Source organism: Streptomyces sp. NBC_00887 (assembly GCF_045207585.1).
Genome location: NZ_CP108788.1, coordinates 7,991,589 through 8,009,341 on the forward strand (window position 1 = coordinate 7,991,589; position 17,753 = coordinate 8,009,341).

General features: G+C 69.0%; 13 protein-coding genes and 1 tRNA gene. 8 read left to right on the top strand and 6 right to left on the bottom strand.

The features are described from left to right. Window positions 1–41 precede the first annotated feature (41 nt). Both OG844_RS36425 and OG844_RS36430 read right to left on the bottom strand, forming a co-directional pair. The gene (locus tag OG844_RS36425; RefSeq protein WP_406389378.1) at window positions 42–1,523 is read right to left on the bottom strand and encodes an ankyrin repeat domain-containing protein; all 1,482 of its coding nucleotides are present in this window, start codon (window positions 1,521–1,523) and stop codon (window positions 42–44) included. Window positions 1,524–1,555: 32 nt separating this feature from the next. After that, window positions 1,556–2,467: a hypothetical protein gene (locus OG844_RS36430; protein ID WP_406389377.1), complete on the bottom strand. Its 912-nt coding sequence runs from the start codon at window positions 2,465–2,467 to the stop codon at window positions 1,556–1,558. Window positions 2,468–2,722: 255 nt separating this feature from the next. Here OG844_RS36430 and OG844_RS36435 point away from each other — a divergent pair, with 255 nt between their 5' ends. Further along, window positions 2,723–3,499 (top strand): S1 family peptidase, encoded by a 777-nt coding sequence (locus tag OG844_RS36435; protein ID WP_406389376.1) that lies wholly within the window; start codon window positions 2,723–2,725, stop codon window positions 3,497–3,499. A 7-nt stretch (window positions 3,500–3,506) separates the two neighbouring features. Here the strand turns inward: OG844_RS36435 and OG844_RS36440 are convergent, their stop codons facing one another. After that, on the bottom strand, window positions 3,507–5,309 hold the full coding sequence (locus OG844_RS36440) for a glycoside hydrolase family 35 protein (protein WP_406389375.1): 1,803 nt from the start codon (window positions 5,307–5,309) through the stop codon (window positions 3,507–3,509). 126 nt (window positions 5,310–5,435) lie between these two features. Here OG844_RS36440 and OG844_RS36445 point away from each other — a divergent pair, with 126 nt between their 5' ends. The 5 genes from OG844_RS36445 (at window position 5,436) to OG844_RS36465 (ending at window position 12,323) form a co-directional block, all read left to right on the top strand. Further along, a complete protein-coding gene (locus tag OG844_RS36445; protein WP_406389374.1) occupies window positions 5,436–6,314 on the top strand; it encodes an AraC family transcriptional regulator in 879 nt (292 codons plus the stop codon). Window positions 6,315–6,335: 21 nt separating this feature from the next. Next, on the top strand, window positions 6,336–6,671 hold the full coding sequence (locus tag OG844_RS36450; RefSeq protein ID WP_351177110.1) for a chorismate mutase: 336 nt from the start codon (window positions 6,336–6,338) through the stop codon (window positions 6,669–6,671). A gap of 67 nt (window positions 6,672–6,738) precedes the next feature. Beyond that, window positions 6,739–9,291 (top strand): aminopeptidase N, encoded by a 2,553-nt coding sequence (gene pepN / locus OG844_RS36455; RefSeq protein WP_406389373.1) that lies wholly within the window; start codon window positions 6,739–6,741, stop codon window positions 9,289–9,291. Window positions 9,292–9,507: 216 nt separating this feature from the next. Then, window positions 9,508–10,905 carry a pyridoxal phosphate-dependent decarboxylase family protein gene (locus tag OG844_RS36460; protein WP_406389372.1) on the top strand — a complete coding sequence of 466 codons (1,398 nt, stop codon included), beginning with the start codon at window positions 9,508–9,510 and terminating at the stop codon, window positions 10,903–10,905. Next, on the top strand, window positions 10,902–12,323 hold the full coding sequence (locus tag OG844_RS36465; RefSeq protein ID WP_406389371.1) for a lysine N(6)-hydroxylase/L-ornithine N(5)-oxygenase family protein: 1,422 nt from the start codon (window positions 10,902–10,904) through the stop codon (window positions 12,321–12,323). Before OG844_RS36460 ends, OG844_RS36465 begins: the two co-directional genes overlap by 4 nt. Before the next feature lie 167 nt (window positions 12,324–12,490). Here OG844_RS36465 and OG844_RS36470 read toward each other — a convergent pair whose 3' ends face one another. Beyond that, window positions 12,491–14,302: a bifunctional metallophosphatase/5'-nucleotidase gene (locus OG844_RS36470; protein ID WP_406389370.1), complete on the bottom strand. Its 1,812-nt coding sequence runs from the start codon at window positions 14,300–14,302 to the stop codon at window positions 12,491–12,493. 268 nt (window positions 14,303–14,570) lie between these two features. Between OG844_RS36470 and pyk the strand changes: the two genes are divergently transcribed. Continuing rightward, a complete protein-coding gene (gene pyk, locus OG844_RS36475; protein WP_406389368.1) occupies window positions 14,571–16,004 on the top strand; it encodes a pyruvate kinase in 1,434 nt (477 codons plus the stop codon). Between the two features lie 13 nt (window positions 16,005–16,017). Here pyk and OG844_RS36480 read toward each other — a convergent pair whose 3' ends face one another. Beyond that, entirely contained in the window at window positions 16,018–16,806 is a 789-nt protein-coding gene (locus OG844_RS36480) for a helix-turn-helix domain-containing protein (RefSeq protein ID WP_406389366.1), read from the bottom strand. A gap of 84 nt (window positions 16,807–16,890) precedes the next feature. Next, window positions 16,891–16,974 (bottom strand) — tRNA-Leu (locus tag OG844_RS36485). 93 nt (window positions 16,975–17,067) lie between these two features. Between OG844_RS36485 and OG844_RS36490 the strand changes: the two genes are divergently transcribed. Beyond that, window positions 17,068–17,724, top strand: a complete 657-nt coding sequence (locus OG844_RS36490; RefSeq protein ID WP_329212156.1) for a response regulator — start codon at window positions 17,068–17,070, stop codon at window positions 17,722–17,724. Window positions 17,725–17,753: the final 29 nt, after the last annotated feature.

Below are 17,753 nucleotides of genomic sequence, written 5' to 3' on the forward strand. Positions count from 1 at the left end.
CGGGCTCGATGTTCCGCCCGCCGTGATCCGGACGAGAAGCCCTACGTGGCTGTGACGTCCTCCACAGCGTCCGCGGCCGTCGTGCCCGCGTAGCTGTCCGCCGGTTCTTCGGCCAGAAGGCGTGCCAGAGCCTCTGCCGCACGCGGGTCACCGCGTCGTGCCAGGCCTCGCGCCGCCTCCGCCACCGTGTCGGGATCGGCGTCGTCCAGGCGTACTGCCAGGGCTTCCCGAATCTCCGGGGTGTCGTCGTCCGTGGCGGCCAGCGCCGTCGTCGCCCAGTCGCGGACCCCCTCGTCGGTGTCCCCGCTCAGGGTGATCAGTGCCGCGACGGCTTCCGGCCGGTCCGCCGCCACCGGGCCGAACAGTGCCAGCGTCACCGCGCGCCGCACCATCCGGTCCGGATGCCCGGCGTGGCGCAGGAGGTCCGGCAGTGCGGCAGGGTCCTCATGGTGGCCGAGGCCCAGGACCGCGGACTGGATCAGCTCCGCGTCCACGGCCTCCCGCGCCAGTTCCCGCAGCAGCGGCACCGACCGCGCCGCGAACGGCTTCGCCCCGGTACGGAATCCGAGCTGCGCCAGCACATCCGCTCCGAAGGCCTGCCGCAGCGGATCTCCGCTCGCCGTCCACGCGGCCGCCGCCTGGAACGTCTCCTCGTCGCCGCGCAGCCACAGTGCCTCGACCGCCTCGTGCCAGTCGTCCAGTTCAGGGTCCGCACCCCGCAGCGCACGGGCCGCCAGCTCCTCGAAGGGGGCCCGCAGACCCAGCTCGTTCTCCAGGAGCGTCGCGATCGCTCCGTGTCCCGTCTGCCGGTCCTGTGACGCGAAGAGCTCACCGTCCCGCCGCAGTTCGACCGTGACCGTCACTCCGCCGTCCACCGGGGTGCGGCGTACCACCGTCGTGTAACCGCCGTCGATCCCGCCGCTGCCGGTACCGTCGCCGTAGAGCGCGGACAGGGCGTCGCGCAGTTCCCGCTCGATGTCCAGCCGCAGGCAGAGCCTGGCTTCCTCCAGCGCCCGGGCCAGGTCGGCCGCGCCGTGCCGGAGCAGGGTCCGGACCGTGTGCGCAGATCCCCGCCGGGCCGCGACCACCAGCGGGGACTCACCCTCCGGGCCGGGCAGGCCGGGATCCGCACCGTGGGAGAGCAGGGTCTCCGCGATCCGCGCGTGTCCCAGGCCGACCGCCCACCGCAGTGCGGTGAAGCCGAACTCCTCGCGCAGATCCGGCTCCGCGCCGGCCGCGAGCAGCGCCTCCACGACCTCGCCGTGGCCGCCGCACGCCGCGCCGCACAGCGGCAGGTCTCCCGCTTCGGGCCCGCTCGCCCGGTTGGGATCCGCCCCCGCGGCGAGCAGCAGCCGTACCGCGCCCGGCAGGTCCTCCACCGACGCCAGGTACAGCGCCGTGGTCCCGTCGGTGTCGCTCGACTCGGCGGACGCGCCCGCGCGGAGCGCTCGTACGACGGCGTCCTCACCGTCGTACAACGCCTCGAAGAGGTTGCCTGCGTCCCCGGTCGGATCTTTCGTCATACTTCGACCCTACGGCGCATGCGGGACGAACCTCAGGTGTCGCACTCCAGGACGGTGCGGCACAGTCCGCACCGGGCCCGTACCCGGCCGCGGACCGGGACCCGGATGCGCTGGCTGCAGGTCGGGCAGGCGAAGGAGACACGCAGCCCCGCGTCACCGTGCTCGAAGGCGTAGGGAACGTCCGGGCCGGGCCCGGCACCCGGGTTGTCCATGGCGACACGGCGGTCCTTGGCGTAGCGGCGGCGTCCCGCCCACCCCGCGGCCGTCAGCGGTGGGCGGTCGAGGTCCCGCAGCGCCATGGCCCGGCCCTTGGTGTAGGCCGCGTACGCCTGCGGGCTGGTGAACCACACGGAGGGGTCCTCGCCGAAGACGAGCGCACGCTTGGCGAGCACGTACCCGAACTCCTCGGGCGTGAGGTAGCCGAGCTTCTGGCTCGATGTGGCGTCCTCCCGGAAGGCGTCCAGCAGGAGCCAGCCGGCGCCGAGGTACGCCGTCACCGTGTCGGTGAGGATCTCGTTGTCGCGGGTGCCGGGGAACTCGAGGCCCAGGCGGTGCAGCAGGACATGCGTGATCTCGTGCGCGAGCGCCGCCCCGATGTCCCTGCGGTGCGTCCGGAACCGGTCGTTGAGCTCGATGAAGTACTCCGGACCCGCGGCGAGTTCGACGCTCGCGGCATGTTCCATCTCCCGGAAGCCGACGATCATCCGGGCCTGGGGCAGATGCAGATGCTCCACGAGGGCGTGTGCCACGCGCTGGGAGCCGAGGTGCAGATCGTCCGCGTCGGCGAACGCGGCGTCGGCGGGGACGAGGCTGGTGGCGTAGCCGTGCACGCCGTCGTAGGAGATCCGCCGGTAGAGCGCGGTGATCGAGGACCGGACGGTGTCCAGATGCGGAAACCCGTGGACGACCGGACTGCCACTGCTGCCGTTACTGCCGTCTCTCACGTCCGAACCCCCATCAGTGACGCTCAACGGACCTTCACTGTAGGCCGACCTGCGGGGGAGGGGGCCTGCGGGCAGCCTGATGATCTTGGCTGGAAAGTCCGCCTTGTGGCAGCGGTGATCGCTTCCCGATAATCGGAGCGTTCTTGTCGGGAGCATGCCGAGAACTGGGTCGGCTGTGCCCCTGACCTGGACCTGCACGCCCGCACGCCTGCACAGCACCTCCACCGAACCCCCCACCCGAAAGCAGGCACTCCGTTGAAGCAGCTTCTGCGCACCCTGAAAAGATGCTCCGTCATCGCCGCGGTGGTCCTCGCCGCCATCAGCCTCCAGCCATCCGGCGCCACCGCGGCCCCCAACCCCGTCGTCGGCGGAACCCGTGCCGCGCAGGGTGAATTCCCCTTCATGGTCCGGCTCTCCATGGGCTGCGGCGGCGCGCTCTACACCCAGACCATCGTGCTCACCGCCGCGCACTGCGTGAACGGCTCCGGCAACAACACCTCCATCACCGCCACCGCCGGCGTCGTAGACCTGCAGTCATCGAGCGCCGTCAAGGTCAAGTCCACCAAGGTCCTCCGGGCGCCCGGCTACAACGGCGTGGGCAAGGACTGGGCGCTCATCAAGCTCGCCAAGCCGATCAACCTGCCCACCCTGAAGATCGCCACCACCACCGCGTACGACACGGGCACCTTCACCATCGCCGGCTGGGGAGCCGCCAGGGAAGGCGGCGGCCAGCAGCGCTACCTGCTCAAGGCGACCGTGCCGTACGTCTCCGACTCCGTCTGTCAGCAGGCCTACGGCAGCGACCTCGTCCCCAGCGAGGAGATCTGCGCCGGACTCGTGGACACCGGCGGTGTCGACACCTGCCAGGGCGACTCCGGCGGCCCCATGTTCCGCAAGGACAACGCCGGCGCCTGGATCCAGACAGGCATCGTCAGCTGGGGCGAGGGCTGCGCACGTGCCGGCTACCCCGGTGTGTACACCCAGGTCTCGACCTTCGCCACCGCCATAGCGTCCGCGGCGGCCGGCCTCTGACCCGCAGTCACCGCCGACCGTCCCCGGGGGCGCCCGTCCTGACGGGTGCCCCCGGGCCCAGCTCGACGAACGGCTCCCCGGCCTCCTCCAGCTCCAGCACCCACACCTCGTTGGCGCCCTCGCGGAGCACCGGCCCCGGAACGTACAGCGTCCGCTGCGGCCCCGCCGACCGGTAGCGCCCCAGACAGAAGCCGTTCACCCACACGAACCCCCGTGTCCAGCCCGGCAGTTCGAGCCCCGCATGACCGGTCTCCGCCGCGCCCGCCACCTCGAAGAACCCCCGGAACAGACCCGTCCGCCCGGTCTCCCCGGCACTCCCGAACGGCAGCCCGGCCACCGCACCCGCATCGTCGAACGCGTCCAGCCGCAGCGCCCGGGCCCGCACCCCGTGCAGATACTGCCGCTCATGGACCACCCCGACCGTGATGCCCTTCCGCTCACCCAGCCGCGGACCGTAGTTCACCCGGCCCAGCGACTCCACCCACAACTCGACCTCCGCGGGCCCCGCCACCGGCTCCTCCAGCACGGAGAGCTCCTCCGTGAGCACCCCCGCCCGCACCCCGTCCACGTACACCACCGCACGGTCCCGCAGACCCACCGCACCCAGCGGATACGGCTGCCGCGGCCCCGGAACGCCCACCCGGTAACGCACCAGGCCCCGGTCCACACCGAGATCCTCGAACGTCGGCGGAACACCCGACTCGGCCGTCTCCGGATCGCCCAGCCCCTCCAGCACCCCGGCCAGCGCAACCCCCTGCGTCAGCTCGACCCGCACCGGGGACAGCCCCACCGGCTCCGGCGGCAACTCCGGAAGAGGACCCTCCGCATACTCCGCCAGCACCTCCCGCAACAGCCGGAACTTCTCCGTGGGCCGCCCGTACTCATCGACCGGAGCGTCGTAGTCGTACGACGTCACCGTCGGCAGGAACTCCTGGTCCTGCAACGGACCGCCACGATTGGCACCCGCCCAGCCCGCGAAATTGGTACCGCCGTGCGCCATGTACACATTGACCGAGGCACCGCACTCCAGGATCTCGCGCAGCGCATCCGCCGTCTGTGCCGGATCCCGCACGACAGGCTCGGCACCCCAGTGATCGAACCAGCCGCACCAGAACTCCATGCACATCAGCGGCCCCCGCCGCCGGTGCCGGCGCATCACCTCGAACGCCTCACGCGCCCCCGAACCGAAATTCGCCGTAGCCAGGAGACCCGGCACCGAACCACCCGTCAGCATGTGGTCCTCCGGCCCGTCCGACGTGAACAGCGGCACCGTCACCCCGCACCGGCGCAGCAACCCCACCAGCTCCTCCAGATGCACCCGGTCCGAACCGTAACTCCCGTACTCGTTCTCCGCCTGCACCATGATCACCGGACCGCCGTCAGTGACCTGGCGCCGCACCACCTGCGGAAGCAACTCCCCGAACCAGCGCTCCACCGCCGCCGTGTACCGCGCATCCCGCGTCCGCACCCGCCGGCCGAACCGCCCCGTCACCCAGACCGGCAGCCCACCGTTCTCCCACTCGGCACAGATGTACGGTCCCGGACGCACGATCGCCATCAGCCCCGCCCGCCCCACCGCGTCCAGGAACCGGCCCAGCGCCCCCACATCACGGAACATCCCGGGGCGCGGCTCATGGAGATTCCACGGCACGTACGTCTCGACACAGTTGAGGCCCATCGCCCGCAGCATCGACAGCCGGTGATCCCACTGCGCCTCATGCACCCGGAAATAGTGCAACGCCCCCGACAACAGCCGCACCGGCTTCCCGTCCAGCCGGAAATGGTCGTCCCCCACAGTGAAATCGTTCATGGTGCTCGTACGCTCCTGTGTGCGGATCCTCGCCTGCCACCAGCTTCGGCCTCTGGCGCCCGGCCGGTCCATGGAGAAAGATCACTGCTGATTGGACACAACACCCGTCAGGGAGGTGGAGAGACGATGTACCACACCTGGATGCGCTTCTTCACACCCAGCGCACTGCACCACCGCCTGGGACTGGCCTGCCTCGGCGTCGGCCTCCAGCACGGCGCCCTGCCCACCGTCGGCCCCCGCACCCTCGACCACCACGTCGCCGTCGTCATCACCTCGGGCAGCGGCTGGTACAGCGGAACGGACGGCCGACGCCGGACCGTCGAAGCACCCAGCCTCATCTGGCTCACCCCCGGCACCCCGCACCACTACGGCGCCGACCCCACCGGCTGGGACGAAAGCTTCGTCGACTTCACCGGCCCCGCCACCACCACCTACACCGAACTCGGCTACATCGAAGCGGACCGCCCCCTCGTCCCGCTCTCCGACACCGCAGGACCACGCGCCGCCATCGGCCGCATCGTCCGCGCCGCACGCCGCGGAAACCCCCTCCTCGAAGTCGAGACGGGCGCAGCCGTCCACGAACTCCTCGTAGCCCTGCGCCGAGCCCGCGCAGACATCGGCCCCGACGGCTCCCCGGTACTCCAGGCCCTCGCACGCGACGCGTTCCAGCCGCTCTCCGTCGCCGAACACGCCGCCCGGCACGGCATGACACCCGCGGAACTGCGCACCGCCGTCCGACGCGGAGCAGGATGCAGCCCCAAGGACTACCTCCTGACCATCCGGCTCGGCCGCGCCAAGGAACTCCTCGCCGCCACCGACCTGCCCATCGCCGCAGTCGCCCGCCGCGTCGGATACGACGACCCCGCCTACTTCTCCCGCCTCTTCGCCCGCCGCGTCGGCACAGCCCCCGTCCGCTTCCGCGCACAACAGGGCCGCAGCGTCCCCGGCGGCTGGAGCGACCGCATCCCCGACCCGGACCACCCACCCACGATCACAGGCCGGTAGGAACGTCTAAGCTCGCTGCCCATGACCACGAGCGACATCGACGAGTCCGTACGCGCCGAACTGAACCGGCTGCGCGAAAGCATCGACAACATCGACGCCGCAGTCGTCCACATGCTCGCCGAACGGTTCAAAGCCACCCAGCAGGTCGGCCACCTCAAGGCCGAACACCACCTGCCGCCCGCCGACCCCGCCCGCGAAGGCCGCCAGATCGCCCGGCTGAGGCAACTCGCGGAAAGCGCCAAACTCGACCCCGCGTTCGCCGAGAAGCTGCTGAACTTCATCGTCGCCGAAGTCATCAGGCACCACGAACGCATCGCGGAGGAATCAGCCGGCGAAACCCCGGCCCCCAGCCTCTGACACCCCGCCGTCAGCCCTGCGAGAACCCCACTGCACGCCCCACCGGCCGTACGGCAGCATGGGCGCCATGTCCGTACTGACGCGCAACGAAGCGCAGACCCGAGCCCAGCTCCTCGACGTACAGCGGTACACGGTCGACCTCGACCTCACCACAGGCGAGGACACCTTCGACTCCCGTACCGTCATCCAGTTCACCGCCCACACGGCCGGAGACACCTTCGTCGAGGTCAAGCCCCAGACACTGCGCTCGCTCAGCCTCGACGGACAGCCCCTGGACCCCGAACGCCTCACCGAGAACCGCTACCCCCTCGACCGGCTCACCGCGGGAACCCACGAACTGCGCATCGACGCCACCATGCGCTACTCCCGCACCGGCGAAGGCATGCACCGCTTCACCGACCCCGCCGACGGCGAAACCTACGTCTACACCCAGCTCTTCATGGAAGACGTCCAACGCGTCTTCGCCGCCTTCGACCAACCCGACCTCAAATCCGTCTTCGACATCACCGTCACCGCACCCGACGACTGGACCGTCCTCGGAAACGGCACCGCCCACCAAGCCGCCCGAGGCCGCTGGAGCATCGCCCCCACCCCACCGATCTCCACCTACCTCGTCGCCGTCGCCGCAGGCCCCTGGCACACCGTGACCACCGAACACGCCGGCCTGCCCTTCGGCATCCACTGCCGCCGCTCCCTCGCACCCCACCTCGACGCGGACGCCGACGAGATCCTCTCCATCACCCGCGACTGCTACGACCGCTACCACGAGAAGTTCGACGAGCCCTACCCCTTCGACTCCTACGACCAGGCCTTCGTCCCCGAATTCAACGCCGGCGCCATGGAGAACCCCGGACTCGTCACCTTCCGCGACGAATTCATCTACCGCTCCGCGGTCACCGACGCCGAACGCCAGACCCGCGCCATGGTCATCGCCCACGAAATGGCCCACATGTGGTTCGGCGACCTCGTCACCCTCACCTGGTGGGACGACATCTGGCTCAACGAGTCCTTCGCCGAATACATGGGCTACCAGACCCTCACCGAAGCCACCCGCTTCACCGACACCTGGGTCGACTTCGGCGTCGCCCGCAAGGGCTGGGGCTACGACGCCGACCAACGCCCCTCCACCCACCCCGTCGCACCCGACCCGGACGCCGTCCCCGACACCGCATCCGCCCTGCTCAACTTCGACGGCATCTCCTACGCCAAGGGCGCCTCCGCCCTGCGCCAACTCGTCACCTGGCTCGGCGAAAAAGACTTCCTCGCCGGAATCAACACCCACTTCGCCCGGCACAAATTCGCCAACGCCACCCTCGCCGACTTCATCGACAACCTCGCGTCCGCCACCGACCGCGACGTCCACGCCTGGGCCGACACCTGGCTCCGCACCACCGGCATCGACACCCTCACCGCCCACGTCGAAGACACCGACCGCGCCTGGACCCTCACCGTCGACCACCACGGCAACCGCCCCCACCGCATCGCCGTCGGCACCTACGACCACACCCTCGACACCCGGTCCGGCGCCGCCGAACTCGTCCTGCGCGACCGCTTCGACCTCGACATCCCGCACACCGGCGAACCCACCACCCTGCCCGGCCGACGCCCCGCCCTCGTCGTCCTCAACGACAACGACCTCACCTACGCCAAGATCCGCCTCGACCCCGCCTCCTGGGACACCGTCCTCGGCAGCCTCTCCGGCATCCCCGACGCCCTCACCCGCGCCCTCATCTGGAACACCGCACGCGACATGGTCCGCGACGGCGAACTCCACCCCACCACCTACCTCACCACCGCCCGCACCCACCTCCCCCACGAAACCGACCTCACCCTCGTCAACGGCGTCCTCGGCTTCGCCGCCACCCAGATCGCCGACCGCTACCTCACCCCCCACGACCGCCCCGCCGCACTCGCCACCCTCACCTCCCTCTGCCGCGACCTGCTCCGCCGCACCGAAGGCCTCACCGCCAAGGACTGGGAACACCACCCCGACCACACCCCGCCCGCCGGCGCCGACCCCGGCCTGCGCCTCACCGCCGTACGCCACTTCATCGACGCCGCCACCCAACCCGACACCATCCAGGACTGGCTGGCCGACGGCACCGTCCCCGGCGGACCCGAACTCGACCCCGAACTGCGCTGGCGCATCCTCACCCGCCTCGCCGTCCTCGGCGCCACCGACGAAACCGCCATCGACGCCGAACTCACCCAGGACCCCAGCGCCACCGGACAGGAAGGCGCCGCCCGCTGCCGCGCCGCCCTCCCCACCCCCGAAGCCAAAGCCGCCGCCTGGCACGCCATGTTCACCGACGACACCCTGTCCAACTACCTCTTCACCGCCACCGCCCAAGGCTTCTGGCAACCCGAACAGGGCGAACTCCTCCAGGACTACGTCGCCCGCTACTACCCCGACGCCACCGCACTCGCCGTACGCCGCGGCCCCGCCATCGCCGAAGCCGCAGGCCGCCACGCCTTCCCCGCCCACCACGTCGACACCGACAGCCTCCGCCACGGCACCGACGCCCTCGACGACAAGGCCCTCATCCCCGCACTCCGCCGCAAACTCACCGACCAGCTCGACGACCTGCGCCGCGCCCTCGCCGTACGCGACGCCCACTGACCCACCACCACCCCGTGCCCGGCCCCCGAACCAACAGGGGCCGGGCACAGCCATGCGAACAACGCACTCCTATACCAGCCCCACCCCACACACCCCACCCACACCACAGAGCAATCCCCCTTTCGGGGTCAGATCGTCGGTCTCTTCGGCCGGGGTCCCAAAAACCCGGACAAGCTGGTACGTCCGCCCCCGCGCACCCGAAGGACCACACCGACCATGCCCCTCCCACCCCTCGCCGGAGGCACCGCAGGCCCCACCCACCTGCGCCCCCTCCTCGACACCGTGCTCACCGCACTCCACGACGGCGCCGCCCACCGCAACGGCCCCCTCCCCGCCGGCGGCCCCGACACCGTCACCCACCACACCCACCACACCACCGGCCCACTCATCCCCGACCACGGAACCGGCGCCCACCACGCCCTGCGCACCCTCGTCACCGCACTCACCGAAGGCGCCGCAGACCCCGCACACCCCCACTGCGCCGCCCACCTGCACACCCCGCCCCTCGCAGTCGCCGCCGCAGCCGACCTCGCCGCATCGGCACTCAACCCCTCCATGGACTCCTGGGACCAGGCCCCCGCCGCCTCAGCCCTCGAAACCACCCTCACCAGCACACTCGCCGCCGAGATCTACCCCCACACCCCCCACCCCGACGCCCTCATCACCACCGGCGGCACCGAAGCCAACCAACTCGCCCTCCTCCTCGCCCGCGAACGCCACGGCCCCGTACAGACCATCTGCGCCGCCAACGCCCACCACAGCATCACCCGCGCCGCCTGGCTCCTCGGCCTCCCCGCCCCCGTCGTCATCCCCGCCCCCACCGGCGTCATGGACCTCCCAGCCCTCCACGACGCCCTCACCCGCCACCAGGGCCCCCTCCTCGTCACCGCCACCGCAGGCACCACCGACACCGGCCAGATCGACCCCCTCGACGCCATCGCCGACCTCACCACAGCCCACGGCGCCGAACTCCACATCGACGCCGCCTACGGCGGCCCACTCCTCCTCAGCCCCACCCACCGCCACCTCGTCCACAGCCTCCACCGCGCCCACAGCGTCACCCTCGACCTGCACAAACTCGGCTGGCAACCCGCATCAGCCGGCATCCTCGCCGTCCCCCACCACCACGACCTCGACGCCCTCCACCACCAAGCCCCCTACCTCAACGCCGACGACGACACCGACGCAGGCCTCCCCGACCTCCTCGGCCGCTCCCTGCGCACCACCCGACGCCCCGACGCCCTCAAGATCGCCGTCACCCTCCAGGCACTCGGCCGCGACGGACTCGCCGACCTCATCGACCGCACCCTCGCCGCCGCCCACCACCTCGCCGACATCGTCACCGCACACCCCCACCTCGACCTCTACGCCCGCCCCACCATCAGCACCGTCCTCTTCCGCCCCACCGACGCCCACGACACCACCGTCGCCACCATCCGCCGCACCCTCCTCACCCACGGCCACGCCGTACTCGGCCGCGCCCACGCCGACAACCGCCTCTGGCTCAAAGCCACCCTCCTCAACCCCCACACCACCCCCGACGACCTCCACCGACTCACCGACCTCGTCACCCACGCCGTCACCGGCCTCACGGAAGGCAGCACACCCCGATGACAGACCGGCCCACCCCCGACCAGCCGCACGACCTCATCGGCATCGGCATCGGCCCCTTCAACCTCTCCCTCGCCGCCCTCGCCCACACCATCCCCACCACCCCCGACCACCCCCGCCCCACCACCGCCTTCTACGAACAACGCCCCCGCTTCCACTGGCACCCCGGCCTCCTCATCGACGGCGCCACCCTCCAAGTCCCCTTCCTCGCCGACCTCGTCACCCTCGCCGACCCCACCAACCCCTGGACCTTCCTCAACTACCTCCGCACCCAGAACCGCCTCTACCCCTTCTACTTCGCCGAGCGCTTCCACATCCAACGCACCGAATACGACGCCTACTGCCGATGGGTCAGCGAACAACTCCCCACACTCCACTTCAGCCACCAGGTCGACGCCATCCGCTGGAACCCCGACCAAGCCCTCTTCGAAGTCGACTACACCCACCTCGACAACGACGGCGAAGCAGCAGCACTCGGCCGCGCCCGCACCCGCCACATCGCCCTCGGCGTCGGCACCGAACCCTTCGTCCCCGAACCACTGCGCCCCCTCGCCGAAGCCCCGAACATCCCCGTCATCCACTCCGCCGACTACCTCCACCACCGGCAGAAACTCCTCGACGCCGAGCACGTCACCGTCATCGGATCCGGCCAGTCCGGCGCCGAAATCTTCCTCGACCTCCTCCGCGCCCGCCCCCGAGGAGCCGAAAAACTCCACTGGCTCGCCCGCACCCAGGCCTTCGCCCCCATGGAGTACTCAAAACTCGGCCTCGAACACTTCACCCCCGACTACACCCGCTACTTCCACGCACTCCCCGAAGCCGTACGCGACACACTCGTCCCCAGCCAGTGGCAACTCCACAAAGGCATCGACACCGACACCATCACCGCCATCCACGACGAGCTCTACCGGCGCACCCTCCACGGCGGCTGGCCCGACGCCACCCTCACCCCCGGCGTCCACGTACGCACCGCCGGCCGACTCTCCGGCACCCGCATCGAACTCCACCTCGAACACACCCAGCAACACACCCGCACCAGGCTCACCACCGACGCCGTCGTCCTCGCCACCGGCTACCGCGAACGCCCCCTCGACACCCTCCTCACCGGCCTCACCCCCCACATCCACCGCGACGCCTCCCAACGCCCCCACATCGACGACACCTACCGCCTCGGCCTCGACCCCGCCATCGCCGGCCACATCTACGTACAGAACGCCGAACGCCACACCCACGGAGTCGGCGCCCCCGACCTCGGACTCGCCGCCTGGCGCAGCGCCACGATCCTCAACGACCTCACAGGCACCACCCCCTACCCCCTCCCGCACCGCACCGCCTTCACCACCTTCGGCCTCACCCCCCACCCCGCACCCAAGATCCCCCAACAGGGCCCCGCCCTCACCCCCCTCGCACAGGGCCACTGACCCCCGCAACCGCCCGAACCCGGCCGCCCCCGGACACACGAAGGCGGCCGCCCTCCCGAAGGAGAACGGCCGCCCCACACCCACCCGCAGAAACAACGGGTCAGAACCACCCGGTCAGACACCGGGCCGGAACCACCCGGTCAGAACACCGGGCCGGAACAACCCGGTCAGAACACCGGCACACCGTCCCGCGTCAGACGCCAGCCCACCGAAGCGAACTCCGCCGGATCCACCGAACCCTTCGCCTGCACCCACCCGATGATCGTGTTCCGGATCTCGTCCGAATTCGCCCACAGCTGCTTCGCACCCGGCACATGCGGGAAATTACCCCCACCGCTCGCCCGGTAGTTGTTCACCGCCAGCACGAACTGCGCAGCCGGATCAACCGCCTGCCCCTCGAACGACAACCCCACAATCCGCGAACCCGCAGGCTTCGCGATGTCGATGTCGTACGACACCCCCGACACCGCGTCATAGTTGTAATCCGGTGTACCGCCCGCATTCGTCAGCTTCGACGTGTCCACCGGACCACCCGCCGCCGTCTGCACGTAATACCGCGCCGAATACTCCAGATAATCCTTGAGCTGCGCACCCGTCACCAGACGCGCCTCAAGCGTGTTCTCGAACGGATACAGCCCCGCCGCATCCCTGATCGTCACCTGACCGGCCGGTATCCCCGCCGTACGCGAGAAGCACGACGCCTGCGACAGCACCGGCAACGCCGCATACGCGCCGGAAGCCAACGCCGCCTTCACCGTGTCCGCCTGCACCTGGTTGATCAGATCGATGATCGGCTCGTCCTTCCACGGAGCCTCCACCGTCGTCATCGCCACCACCGACGAACCGATGACCTGATTCACATAGGCCACCACCTTCGTGTGCTCATCCCCGAGCAACGACGTGATCCGCGGGTCCTCCGCCACCGTGTTCGAGTTCAGCACCTCGGCGCCGACCTTCTCCACCGCCCAGCGGCCCTTCTCCCACACCAGGTCGAAGTCGAACAACGTCAACCGCTGCCCCCACTTCAACGGCTCCGAAAGAACGACCTGCTTACCCGTCTCCTTGTTCGTCACGAAGTACTCAGGAATCTCCGAGTGCGCATGACCCACCAGAATCGCGTCAATACCCGGAACCTGCTCCGCCACCAGACCCGCCGCGTTCTCCACGTACGGCAGCTGATCCCCGTACGACGACGTACCCGACGAACCCGAATGCGCCGAAACGATCACCACATCCGCACCCATCGAACGAAGCTTCGGCACCCACTTCGCCGCCTGCTCCTCAAGCCCCGGGAACACCATCTTCCCGCCCACATTCGCCTTGTCCCAGATCGCGATACCAGGATTCGTCAACCCCAGCACCGCCACCCGCACATCCGGCCCGTGCGGCGTACGCAAACGCTTGATCACATACGGGGCGAACGCCGGCCGCAACGTCTTCGCATCCAGCGCGTTCGCACCCAGCAGCGGGAAATCACACTGCTCCTCGAACTTCCGCAGCACCGGAATGCCGTAATTGAACTCATGGTTCCCGAGCGCAGCCGCGTCGTACCCGATCTTGTTCATCGCCTGGGCCATCGGATGCACCGGACCACGCTGCGCAGTGATCGGATCGATCTTCGCGTAGTAGTACGACAGCTGGGTGCCCTGGATCGTGTCACCCGCATCGATCAACAGCGTGTTCCCGCACCCGCGCTCCTCGCGGATCTGCTCCACCAACGTCGAGATCTTCGCCAGGCCCACATCGTTGTGCGCCTTGTCGTCGAACTCCTTGTCCGTGAAGTAGTCCCAGTTGAAGACGTTGCCGTGCAGGTCCGTCGTCCCCATCACGGTGAACGAGTACCGCTTGGCCGGGCGGCCGTGCCCGTGCCCCTTCGACTCCGCAGCCCCGGCAGGACCGGCAACGGCCCCGCCCGCCAGCGCCACACCCGCACCCGCGGCGGCCGACCGGCCCAGAAAGTTCCTACGGTTCAACGGCATTCCTGACTCCTCGTTCAATTGAACAACGCGCGTAGATTCTGGCTCAGCCACCCCGCCCCGCAACACCCCACGCAGGTTTCGATCTGATGACCACGGGGCGCACCCACCCGCACGGACCCGCCCGCACCCCCGACACCGCACCCGCCGCACGCTCATCAGAGCGACCCGCTGCACAATTCAACACTTGTCAATAAGCTTTCACCCAAAGGTTGTTGGGGAGTCATGCAGAGATAAATACCTACCCATAGGTAAGGTCTAGGCTCGAACCATGCGCCGAGCGAAAATCGTTTGTACCCTGGGACCCGCAACCAACACATACGAGCAGATCAAGGCACTCGTCGAAGCGGGAATGGACATCGCCCGCCTCAACCTCAGCCACGGCACCTACACCGAACACGAACAGCGATACCACCACGTACGCAAAGCATCCGAAGAGACCGGACGCAGCGTCGGAATCCTCGCCGACCTTCAAGGCCCGAAGATCCGCCTCGGACGCTTCACCGAAGGCCCCGTACTCCTTGAACGCGGCGACGACTTCACCATCACCGTCGAAACCGTCGAAGGCGACCGCCACACCTGCGGAACCACCTACGACGGCCTCGCCGCCGACGTCACCACAGGCGAACGCATCCTCGTCGACGACGGCCGCGTCACCCTCGAAGTCACCCAGGTCGACGGACCACGCGTCCACACCACCGTCATCGAAGGCGGCATGGTCTCCGACCACAAAGGACTCAACCTCCCCGGCGTCGCCGTCTCCGTCCCCGCACTCTCCGAAAAAGACATCGACGACCTCCGCTGGGCCCTGCGCACCGGCGCGGACATCATCGCCCTCTCCTTCGTACGCAGCGGACGCGACATCGACGACGTCCACCGCATCATGGACGAGGAGGACCGCCGCCTCCCCGTCATCGCCAAGGTCGAAAAGCCCCAAGCCGTCGACAACATCGACGACATCGTCGCCGCCTTCGACGGCATCATGGTCGCCCGCGGAGACCTCGGCGTCGAAATGCCCCTGGAACAGGTCCCGATCGTCCAGAAGCGAGCCATCAAACTCGCCAAGCGCAACGCCAAGCCGGTCATCGTCGCCACCCAGATGCTCGACTCGATGATCGACAACTCACGCCCCACCCGCGCCGAAGCCTCCGACGTCGCCAACGCCGTCATCGACGGCACGGACGCGGTGATGCTCTCCGGCGAGACCAGCGTCGGCAAGTACCCGATCGAAACCGTCCGCACGATGGCCCGCATCGTCGAAGCGGCCGAGGAGGACATCCTCGCCAAGGGCCTCCCGCCCCTCACCGACCGCAACAAGCCCCGCACCCAGGGCGGCGCGGTCGCCCGCGCGGCGGCCGAGATGGGCGACTTCCTCGGCGCCAAATTCCTGGTCGCCTTCACCCAGAGCGGCGACACGGTCAAGCGGCTCTCCCGCTACCGCTCCCCGATCCCGCTCCTGGCCTTCACCCCGGACGAGGCCACCCGTGCCCAGCTGAACCTCACGTGGGGCGTGGAGACGTTCCTCGGGCCGCACGTGGACTCGACGGACGCGATGGTGGCGCAGGTGGACGAGGAGCTGCTGAGGATCGGGCGGTGCCAGAAGGGGGACGTCGTCGTGATCACGGCCGGCTCCCCGCCCGGAGTCGCGGGCTCGACGAACCTGGTGCGGGTGCACCACATCGGCGAGGACGACAGCCCGAAGTAGGGGCGCGCTCGGCTCAGTATTTCGGCCCGACGTGAGCATCCATGAGCGCGACGGATGCCCGTCGGGCGACGGAGATGTTGTACTTCTTGCCCGCGCGGGTGCAGTGCGTCCACTCGATGCCGAGCTTGTCGAGAGTGTCCGTGTAGAGCGTCCGGATGTCGTCCGAGACGTTGGTGAACCAGTACCGCGGATACTCGTACCGCTTCCGTACGCCGCCGACCATCCGGGTCGTCCAGTTCATGTTCCGGCAGCCGTCGGAGTGGATGAGGCCGCGGATGAAGTCCCAGGGGTGCGCGTCGACGATTTCCTGCTGCCAGGGTTCGAGGATGATCGGGCGTTCGTGCTTCCTGCCCGGGCCGTGCTGAGGGAAGAGGCATTCAAGGTGCTTGGAATAGACCTTGACGTTCTGGCACCCAATCTTGCGCACCCGGCACACCTTGTTGTCGGGAAAGACATCGCGCAGTGCCCGCTCGGCGGCGTCCATGAGACCGGGCCAGACGTTGCCGCACGTGATCATGAGATTCGGGACCCGGTGGCCGGAGTAGTGGCTGACGTGGCCGTCGCCCAGGTAGAGACCCAGCAGGTACGCGTAGGCGGGCTCGTCCAGTGCACGGCGATCGCAGCGCGGGCACTTGGGATCATGTGAGCCGGGGCACTCGCCGCGTTTGGTGCGGTCCATGTGTTTCCAGTAGCTGATGGTGCCTGCGGGGATGTTGAGCTTGCGGGCCACATCGGCATTCCTGGCACCGTTCCGGAGCATTGTGACTGCCCTGAGCCGGACTTCAGATCCATGGAAGTTCATATGACCACCATGAGTTACTGCGAGTCGCCTTGTGTAATGCAAAGCGGATGTTCACGAGAACGTGAACATCCGCTTTGACTGTTGTGCCGGGTATGGGATTCGAACCCACATGTCCTTTCGGACAGAGGTGTTTGAGACCTCCGCGTCAGCCAGTTGCGCCAACCCGGCTTGGTAGCCGGTCAGAAGTGTACCTGGTGACCAACGGGCGCAGCAGGTAGGTAGGCTCGTGGGAGCAGTATCTGCCCCATACCGAGGAGCCCCGTGACCACCCCCGAGTCGCCCCAGCCCGTAGACGCCGCCGACGACGACAAGTCGCACGTCCCGCCGCTGACGACCCGTGTCGTCATCGCCGAGGACGAGGCGCTCATCCGTCTCGACCTCAAGGAGATGCTGGAGGAGGAGGGCTACTCGGTCGTCGGTGAGGCCGGCGACGGCCAGCAGGCCATCGAGCTCGCCCGGGAGCACAAGCCGGACCTGGTGATCCTCGACGTGAAGATGCCCGTACTGGACGGGATCTCCGCTGCCGAGAAGATCACGGAGGAGTCCATCGCCCCCGTGCTGATGCTCACCGCGTTCTCGCAGCGCGACCTCGTCGAGCGGGCCAGGGACGCCGGTGCGATGGCGTACCTGGTGAAGCCGTTCAGCAAGAGCGACGTCGTGCCGGCCATCGAGATGGCCGTGTCCCGTTTCTCGGAGCTGAAGGCCCTGGAGAACGAGGTCGCCGACCTCTCGCAGCGGCTGGAGACCCGGAAGCTGGTGGACCGGGCGAAGAGCATTCTGCAGACGGACTACGGCCTCTCCGAGCCCGCCGCGTTCCGGTGGATCCAGAAGACGTCGATGGACCGCCGGCTTTCCATGCAGCAGCTCGCCGAGGCGCTGATCGAGGACGCCGAGGAGAAGAAGAAGGCGGCCGAGTAGGCCCGTACGGACATACGAAGGAGGCCCGC